Origin of the sequence: Anabaena sp. AL93, assembly GCF_001672085.1 — a bacterium.
Classification (GTDB): domain Bacteria; phylum Cyanobacteriota; class Cyanobacteriia; order Cyanobacteriales; family Nostocaceae; genus Dolichospermum; species Dolichospermum heterosporum.
Map to the genome: position 1 here is coordinate 1 of NZ_LJOU01000174.1, position 6083 is coordinate 6083.

The window sequence follows — 6083 nt, forward strand, 5'->3', positions numbered from 1 at the left end:
GAGTAGGGGAGTAGGGGGAGGAGTTTTACTGATGACAACAGACAACAGACAACAGACAACTGACAACTGACAACTGACAACTGACAATTACTGACGTTGAAACCGGAGTGCATCAATTGATTGGGCGGTGAGAAAAATACCTAAGACAATGTAACTGGCAAATAAAATCAAGCTGCTAGTATCAAAAATGCCTTGAATCAGGGTGTTATAATGTTTGAGAAGGGATAAATGACTCACTGCTTCACCCATTTGTCCGGGAATGGCTTTGGCAATTAAATCAATAAATAATAGCAAAATGACGAGGGCAAAGGTGAGGACAGCCGATAAGATTGTGCTGTCTGTTAATGAGGAAATAAACATTCCTAAAGATAAAATTGCTGCTGCTAGGAGGAGTAATCCTAAATGACCAAGTATAGGAATTATGGGGGATATGGGAGGATTAGAATTGGATAATGCGATCGCCTCCAATCCCATCAATGGTAAAATCATGGTTAAGAAAAATGTCAATACCCCTAATAATTTACCCACAGCTACAGCCCAGTTGGTAATTGGTGATGTGGCTAGTAGTTCTAAAGTTCCCCGTTTACGTTCTTCGGCATAGAGTCCCATTGAGAGAATCGGTAATACAAATAACATTAACCACCCCATTCTATCTAAAAATGCCCGCACAAATTCGTAGGGAACATCTATTGTTGGGGCGGGAACTCCCATTTGTTGCCCTTGTAAATCATAGCTAGAAACTGTGACTAAAATTCCCTCTGGTCCTAACAAAATCATCACGAAAAATAACCCGGCTAAAAACCAAAATGCACTAGCTACTCCATAGGCTAATGGCGAAACAAAATAACTCTGTAGTTCTCGACGATAAATGGCAATAATGTTGGCGATAACTATACCCATTTACGCAGCCTCTCCTTCTTCAATTTCTGGGGTTATTTCCGTTGGTAAATTCTTTTCTGCTGTAGTTAATTCTAAGAAAACATCTTCTAGTGTGGCATTGATTCGTCGCATTTCATATAAATCAAACCCAGCCCGAATTAAAGCAGCAGTAATTTCTTTTCCTGGTTCTGTTCCTGGCTGCAATATTACCCGGAGGCAAGTATGATTGTCTGACGATTGCTGATGGTTAGGCATTAATTCTACTGAACTTACATCGGCTATATTTTGCAGCATTTGTCTAGCTAAAGCTGCATCTCCACCGATTTCTAACTCATATCCCGCCCCACCTGTTAACTGTGTCATCAAATTTTCTGGGGTATTAGTTGCGACTATTTGCCCCCTGTTAATAATGGCAACTCGGCTACAGGTCATGCTCACTTCTGGGAGAATATGGGTAGACAAAATAATGGTGTGTGTTCCTGCTAAACTTTTAATTAAGTTTCGCACTTCGATGATTTGCCGAGGGTCAAGACCAATGGTAGGTTCATCAAGAATAATAGCTGGTGGATCATGAACGATCGCCTGGGCAATTCCCACTCTTTGCCGATAACCTTTAGAAAGTTTACGAATAATAACTTTGCGCTTATCTTCTAAGTTACAACGGTTAATAGCTGCTGTTACCTTTGTCGGGCGATCGCCTGAAGAAACTCCCTTAATCCGAGCGACAAAGTGTAAAAAACCCTCCACAGTCATCTCTGGATATAATGGCGGCGTTTCTGGTAGGTAACCAATTCGCTGTCGCACCAATAGAGAATGATCATGAACATCATAACCCGCAATCTTGGCTGTCCCACTTGTAGCCGGTAAATAACCAGCTAAAATTCGCATAGTTGTGGTTTTACCAGCCCCATTCGGTCCCAAAAAACCTAAAATTTCCCCAGGTTCAACACTAAAGGTAACATCAGTAATTGCTGTTGTCGAACCATAAATTTTACTCAGATGCTCAACTTCGATCATTCACCTAATCACTAATCATGAGAATACCCACACAATCTTAGCGAAAGAATGGGTAATTAGCTTCAACAGCAACAAAAAAGCGATGATCAATAAGATCCCCGACTTCTCTAAGAAGTCGGGGATCTTATTCGTAAAATCAAAAGAGCGATCGCCTAATATAAATTGATCATAGATCAATTACCAAATCAACCTGTATACCATTCTGAAGTCAGCTTCTCTGTATCAGCAACAGGAGTTTCAGTCGCTAGAGTTCCATCCATAGTCCAGATTTTATCTGCGGACGTTTGTTGATCACGCCAGTAGATATCAGTCTTACCATCACCATTGAAATCACCTAAAGATGCTGTCAAACCAGGAGTATTGCTAGGTAGGAAAGCTTCAGAACTTACCGCTGTACCATCCATTAACCAAGCAGTATTTGCCCCACTAGTCGCATTGTGCCAGAAGATGTCAGTTTTACCATCGCCATTGAAATCGCCAATTCTCGCACTCCAATCTGTACCCAATGTGCTAACAACACCTTCAGTCACAAAAACGCCATTCATTGTCCAAATCTTATTCTCGCCTGTAGAGGTATTGCGCCACAGAACGTCAGTCTTGAAGTCGCCGTTAAAATCACCAAGAGTAGAAGTCCAAGAAGCATCTTGAGATTGGAGATCATACTTAGTGGCTTGGCTACCATCCATAAACCAAGCGGTATTTGCACCTGTGCTGGAATTGCGCCAGAAGATGTCACTCTTACCATTACCATCAAAATCAACAATGGTAGCAGTCAATCCTGGTGCTGTAGTTTCTAAAACAGTCGCATTAGCTACTTTTGTGCCATCCATTTGCCAAATAGCATTTTCACCAGTAGTGGCATTATTCCAGAAAATATCAGTTTTGCGATCGCCATTAAAATCGCCAATATTCGCACTCCAACCTGGATCAACTCGATCTAAAGTCAAGTAACTGGAAACTTTTGCGCCATCCATTAGCACAATCACATTATCACCAGTTGATTTATTCCGTAATAAGAAATCAGTCTTATTATCGCTATTAAAATCAGCAGTTTTGTATTCCCAGGTATTTAAGTCATAGCTACCCAAAGAAGCCTGTTCTAAAACTTGAGTTCCATTCATCAAGCGAACTAAAATTTCACCAGTTTGAGCATTCACCCAAAGTTTATCAGTTTTCCCATCACCATTAAAATCAGGAACAATGGCTGCACTGGTTAAATAAGGATTAGGATTAGGGTTAGCACTGCCTCCAATTGGAATTTGAGCTAGTGGATTGGTTGGTACTAATGGATCTGCTAATGCAGAAACAGAAGAACTGCTACTCATAGGAGTATCACTAAATGTCGTCAATTCTTGTGATTTTTGGAGAGATACTAATCCAGAATTTTCTAGGTTGGTTGAATATAATCCTGACTGACTCACTTCTTGAAACATGATGTGTTTTTATGATTAATTAATATCTATTTTTAATTTGATTTTCATGAAGATTCTGTAAACAACAAACATTTGTTTAATTATTTTTATTGAATGTCATTATTTATAGACATTTTTATAATGTTCATCAACACTAACTTTTAATTTTGAAAGTAATATCTAAACAATCAAAAAATATTTTATATTCTGTTTATCAATGTCATCATTTAAAAATGAAATCCTGTTTTGTTGACAATCTCATCCCTAAAAGTCCTCATGGATTGTCAAGGAAATTAAAAATTGGTTAAAATAACTAAAATTAACAATTTTTCTGATAACATTTCTCAGTAGTCTAGAATTGTTAAAGCCAAAAACAACACTATCAATAAATCAACTATGCAAACAGAATATCGGCAACGTCGTGAGCAGTTAATGGCGAAAATAGGCAGCGGTACAGCGATTTTCAGAAGTGCGCCAACAGCAGTAATGCACAACGATGTCGAGTATGTTTATCGTCAAGATAGTGACTTCTTTTACTTAACTGGCTTTAATGAAGCCCAAGCAGTCGCAGTCTTAGCACCCCATCATCCAGAACATCGGTTTATATTATTTGTGCAACCCAAAGACCGAGAAAAGGAAGTTTGGAGTGGTTATCGTTGTGGAATAGATGCAGCGAAGGAGTTTTATGGTGCAGACGCAGCTTACCCCATTGCGGAGTTAGATGAGAAGTTACCCCAATATTTAGAAAAAGCCAATTGTATTTATTATCATTTAGGACGCGATCGCAATTTCAACGACAAAATTCTCAAACATTATCAAAGTTTACTCCGAACCTATCCTAAACGCGGTACAGGACCCACATCCATTACTGATCCTGGTACTGTCATTAACACCATGCGGTTATATAAAAGCAAAACAGAATTAGACCTAATGCGTCAAGCCGTAGAAATTGCCGTAGAAGCTCACAATCATGCTTTAAAAACCACCGCACCGGGACGTTATGAATATGAAATCCAAGCCGAAATAGAACATATTTTCCGTTTACGGGGTGGCATGGGTCCAGCTTATCCTTCCATAGTCGCATCAGGTAAGAATGCTTGCGTACTGCATTACATAGAAAACAACTGTCAAATGCAAGCCAATGATTTACTCTTGATTGATGCTGGTTGCGCTTATGGTTATTACAATTCTGATATTACCCGCACGTTTCCCGTCAGCGGTAAATTCACACCAGAACAAAAAGCATTATATGAAATAGTATTAGCAGCACAAAAACAGGCAATAGCAGAAGTAAAACCGGGTAATTCCTTCCATGCACCTCATAATGCAGCCGTGCGGATATTGACAGAAGGATTAGTTGAACTGGGTTTACTCAAAGGAGAAATTGACAAATTAATCGCAGAGGAAAAATATAAACCCTTTTATATGCACCGCACCAGTCATTGGTTAGGCTTAGATGTTCATGATGTAGGAGTTTATCAACATGGCGAAAATCCCCAAACCTTACAACCTGGCCAAGTGCTAACCATAGAACCAGGACTTTATATAGTCCCGGACACCAAACCGGCAGAAGACCAACCGGAAATTGACCCCCGTTGGGTAGGGATTGGGATTCGCATTGAAGATGATGTATTAGTTACCGCAGATGGAAATGAGGTTTTAACAGCGGGAGTTCCCAAGGAAATAAAGGATTTAGCTTAACCGACAGAAGCCCCACGACTGACCCGAAGGGCAGCGTGGGATGAATGGCGCGTGAATTAACGACAGTTTTTCGACCAAAGCGACAGCAAGGGAGAAAAACATGGAGGCAATTCACAAATCTTGTGTTATAGTGTGTTACAGTGTTTTATAGTAAATTTCTTTCGCTCTAATATGTTAAAAGTTGTCAAAATCAGATTATATCCAGATGCCCAGCAGCAGCAGTCATTAGCACAAGCTTTTGGCAGTTGTCGTTGGTTATGGAACTATTTTTTGAATTTGATGAATGAAACATATAAAGAAACGGGTAAAGGACTGTCTGGATACGAAGTCAAAAAGATAATTCCTCAGCTAAAGAAAGAACATGAGTGGTTATCATCAACTTATTCTCAATGCTTGCAACAAGTCTGCTTAAATTTGGGAGTTGCATTTAACAATTTTTTTGAAAAAAGAGCTAAATATCCTAAGTTTAAATCAAAACATGGCAAACAATCTATTCAGTATCCTCAAAATGTTAAGATTGCCGATAATCAATTAATCCTACCAAAAATAGGAAAAGTATCAGCAATTATTCATCGAGAGATTGAAGGGAAAATTAAAACTGTAACTATCACCAAAAATTGCAGTGAACAATATTTCGCTGCTATTTTATTTGAAGATGGCAAGGAGAAACCAGAGTTAGTCACCGCAGGTAAAGCAATAGGTATTGACTTGGGATTAACTCATTTTGCAATTACCAGTGATGGTTCTAAATTTGATAACCCTCGGATACTGAATAAACATGAGAAGAACTTAAAAATAAAACAACAGCAATTATCCAGAAAACAAAAAGGCTCTAATAACCGCAATAAAACTAGAAAGAAAGTTGCTAGAGTCCATAGAAAGATAACTAATTGTAGAGAAGATTTTCTCCATAAACTATCTCGTAGGATAGTTAACGAAAACCAAGTTATTGTGGTGGAAAATCTTCATGTTAAAGGCATGATGCAAAATCACTGCCTAGCCAAATCTATTCAACAAGTTGGCTGGGGGATGTTTTGCACCATGCTTAAATACAAAGCAGAAAACGAAGGGAAG

Annotated in this window: 5 protein-coding genes; 2 read left to right on the top strand and 3 right to left on the bottom strand. The window is 39.0% G+C overall.

Annotated features, from left to right (window positions below):
• Positions 1-87 precede the first annotated feature (87 nt).
• From AN486_RS25940 to AN486_RS25950, 3 genes are all read right to left on the bottom strand, one after another.
• Complete coding sequence (locus AN486_RS25940) at positions 88-900, bottom strand: ABC transporter permease (protein WP_290602994.1); 813 nt, start codon at positions 898-900, stop codon at positions 88-90.
• Positions 901-1896 carry an ABC transporter ATP-binding protein gene (locus tag AN486_RS25945; RefSeq protein ID WP_168636308.1) on the bottom strand — a complete coding sequence of 332 codons (996 nt, stop codon included), beginning with the start codon at positions 1894-1896 and terminating at the stop codon, positions 901-903.
• Positions 1897-2081: 185 nt separating this feature from the next.
• Positions 2082-3329 (bottom strand): VCBS repeat-containing protein, encoded by a 1248-nt coding sequence (locus tag AN486_RS25950; protein ID WP_290602995.1) that lies wholly within the window; start codon positions 3327-3329, stop codon positions 2082-2084.
• 375 nt (positions 3330-3704) lie between these two features.
• Between AN486_RS25950 and AN486_RS25955 the strand changes: the two genes are divergently transcribed.
• Positions 3705-5009 (top strand): aminopeptidase P N-terminal domain-containing protein, encoded by a 1305-nt coding sequence (locus AN486_RS25955; protein WP_290602996.1) that lies wholly within the window; start codon positions 3705-3707, stop codon positions 5007-5009.
• Positions 5010-5180: 171 nt separating this feature from the next.
• Positions 5181-6083, top strand: a 903-nt coding sequence (locus AN486_RS25960; protein WP_290602997.1) for a transposase, incomplete at its 3' end; no start/stop codon positions are given.